This window comes from Dietzia sp. DQ11-71, assembly GCF_014144995.1.
In the GTDB taxonomy this organism is placed as follows: domain Bacteria; phylum Actinomycetota; class Actinomycetes; order Mycobacteriales; family Mycobacteriaceae; genus Dietzia; species Dietzia kunjamensis.
In genome coordinates this window covers 1-2,962 of the sequence record NZ_JAALDT010000006.1, presented here as the reverse complement: position 1 = coordinate 2,962, position 2,962 = coordinate 1, and the positions used below count along the sequence as shown (strand labels likewise).

General features: G+C 70.5%; 3 protein-coding genes. All 3 read right to left on the bottom strand.

The annotated features are described in order from the left end of the window. Positions 1-2 precede the first annotated feature (2 nt). A complete protein-coding gene (gene mraY, locus G6023_RS00315) occupies positions 3-1,097 on the bottom strand; it encodes a phospho-N-acetylmuramoyl-pentapeptide-transferase (RefSeq protein ID WP_067713775.1) in 1,095 nt (364 codons plus the stop codon). Beyond that, entirely contained in the window at positions 1,094-2,599 is a 1,506-nt protein-coding gene (locus G6023_RS00310; protein WP_182633794.1) for a UDP-N-acetylmuramoyl-tripeptide--D-alanyl-D-alanine ligase, read from the bottom strand. The genes mraY and G6023_RS00310 overlap by 4 nt, the downstream gene beginning before the upstream one ends. After that, positions 2,596-2,962 (bottom strand): glutamate ligase domain-containing protein (locus tag G6023_RS00305; RefSeq protein WP_472986406.1); only part of this gene is annotated, 367 nt, incomplete at its 5' end. The genes G6023_RS00310 and G6023_RS00305, both read right to left, overlap by 4 nt.

The window sequence follows — 2,962 nt, the reverse complement described above, 5'->3', positions numbered from 1 at the left end:
GGTCATCCCGTCGAGCTCGCGAGCCAGTCGCCGTAGAACAGTGCGATCGCCAGACCACAGGAGATCGCGACGAGCAGCCAGAACCGGATGGTCACCGTGGTCTCGGCCCAGCCGCCGTTCTCGAAGTGGTGGTGGATGGGGGTCATCCGGAACGGCCGACGCCCGGTGGTGCGGAAGGCGGCCACCTGGATGAGCACCGAGACGAACTCGATGACGAACACGGCGCCCACGACCACCATGAGCAGCTCGGTGCGAGAAACCACGGACACGCCCGCGACGATGCCGCCGAGGAACATCGACCCGGTGTCCCCCATGAAGATCTTGGCCGGCGCGGCATTCCACCACAGGAAGCCCAGGCAGGCGCCGAGCGCCGCCGAACAGACCACCGCGATGTCGAGGGGGTCACGGACCTGGTAGCAGCCGGACAGATCGACGCCCTCCGCGGTGGAGAAGCAGGAGTAGCGGAACTGCCAGAAGGTGAACACCACGTAGGTGCCCATCACCATCGCCATGGACCCGGCGGCGAGGCCGTCCAGGCCGTCGGTGAAGTTGACGGCGTTGGACCAGCCGTAGACGAGGACGACGATGAAGACGAGGAAGACGACGACGGGGAAGCTCACCGCGACGAAGTCCCGCACGTAGCTCAATGACGTGCTGGCCGGGGTGAGCCCGTCGTTGTTGCGGAACTGCAGCACGAGGATGCCGAACGCGAGGGCCGCGAGGACCTGGCCGGCGGTCTTGGACAGAATGCCCAGGCCCTTGTTGTGGCGCTTGAAGACCTTGAGTCCGTCGTCGACCATCCCCACCACCGCCAGCGCGGTGGCCAGGCCGAGCACGAGCACGCCCGAGGCGGTGAACCCGCCCCCACCCACCGTGACCTGCCCGATCACCCCGGCGACGATGTATCCGAGCCACACGGCGGTGAGGATCGCGACGCCACCCATGTTGGGCGTGCCGCGCTTGCTCATGTGGGACTGCGGTCCCTCGAGACGGATCTCCTGGCCGTAGCCCTTGCGCCGGAAATAGATGATGAGCAGGGGTGTGAGGAAGATGCTCACGACGAAGGCGACGATGCCTGCGATCATGATCTGGGTCATGACTGGTTCTCCTCACCACGCGACGCGAGCAGGTGCTCGGCGACGCTCCACAAACCGACGGCAGCAGAGGCCTTGACCAGGACGATGTCGCCCGGCTCCACGCGTTCGTCCAGGATCGCCACGGCCTCCTCGGCGGTGGCGACGTGCTCCGCCTCGGAACCCCACGAGCCCTCCTGGATCGCGCCCTGGAACAGCGCACGCTGGGGGCGGCCCAGGCCCACGACCACGAGCTGGGACACGTCCAGGCGGACGAGGAAACGCCCGAGCAGGTCGTGCTCGGTGACCGCGTCCTCGCCGAGTTCGGCCATCTCCCCCAGCACCGCCCAGGTCCGCCGGTGGCCGCCGCCGGAGCGGGCCATGACGGCCAGGGACTTCAGCGCGGCCCGCATCGAATCGGGGTTGGCGTTGTACGAGTCGTTGACGACGGTGACGCCGTCGGCGGTCATCCGTACGTCCATCCGGCGTACGGAGGCGGCCTCCGCGGTCCCCAGGGCGGCAGCCACCTGCTCGACCGACATCCCGCACGCGAGACCCACCGCGGCCGCCGACAGGGCGTTGCCCACCTGGTGCTCCCCGTGCACACGGAGCGCCACATCGGCCTCACCCCGCGGGGTGACCAGACGGAAGGAGGCGCGTACCTCGTCGTCGAGCCGTACCCGCTCCGCACGGACGTCCGCGGCTCCCTCCACCCCCACGGAGACCACCTCGGCGGCGGTGCGTGCGGCCATGGTCCGGACCCGCTCGTCGTCGGCGTTGAGGACGGCCACCCCGCCGTGGGCGGCGTCCGGGAGGGCCTCGACGAGTTCGCCCTTGGTGGCGGCGATGAGCTCTCGCGAGCCGAACTCGCCGAGGTGTGCGGTGCCGACGTTGAGTACGACGCCGATCCGGGGCGGTGCCAGGGCCGCCAGCTCGCGGATGTTCCCGGGCGCACGGGCACTGAGTTCCAGGACGAGGAAGTCGGTGCCGGAGTCGGCGCGCAGCGCGGTCCAGGGATGCCCGATCTCGTTGTTGAACGATCCGGGTGGCGCGACGACCGTGCCGGCTTCGGACAGCACGGCGCCGATGAGGTCCTTGGTGCTGGTCTTGCCGGACGAACCGGTCACCCCCACTACGACCAGACCGTGGTCGGCGACCAGCCGGTCGACACTCGCGCGGGCGAGGGCGCCGAGCGCGGCGAGCACCGACGCGCCGGAGCCGTCCGTGTCCGCGGCGAGCGCCATGGCGTTGGTCTGCCTCCGGTCGACCGCGGGCACGACGATCTGCGCGCCGTCCGCCCCGTCCACCTCGTGGGCGACGAGTGCCGCGGCGGCCCCGGCGTCGAGGGCGCGGGCGACGTAGTCGTGACCGTCGACGCGCTCCCCGGGCAGGGCCAAGAACAGCCCGCCCTCCCCGATCCGGCGGGAGTCGAACTCCACGGAACCGGTGACGGCCGACGCGGGGTCTCCACCGACCAACCGACCGCCGACTATCCCGGCGATCTCGCCGAGGGTGAGGTCGATCATGGTGCGTTGTCCTCCGTCTCGCCCGTGGGGGCGGCGTATCCGAGTCGTCTGATGAGTTCTTCGGCGGCTCTGGTGCGGTCGTCGAACGGGAACACGGTCCCGTTCCTCTCCTGACCGGTCTCATGGCCCTTGCCGGCGATCACGACGACGTCCCCGGTGCGGGCCCAGTCGATCGCCGTGGCGATCGCCGCTCCCCGGTCACCGACCTCCTCGATCAGGGTGTCGTCACCGGCGGCGGACTCGGCGCCCGCGAGGACCGCCGCGCGGATCTCGGCCGGGTCCTCGCTGCGCGGGTTGTCGTCGGTGACCACGACCAGGTCGGCGACCTCGGCGGCGGCGGCGCCCATGAGCGGGCGCTTGCCC

What these genes read in the sequence shown, in the direction of transcription:
- mraY (WP_067713775.1), bottom strand. Translation starts at nt 1,097, where the DNA reads ATGACCCAGATCATGATCGCAGGCATCGTCGCCTTCGTCGTGAGCATC.
- G6023_RS00310 (WP_182633794.1), bottom strand. Translation starts at nt 2,599, where the DNA reads ATGATCGACCTCACCCTCGGCGAGATCGCCGGGATAGTCGGCGGTCGG.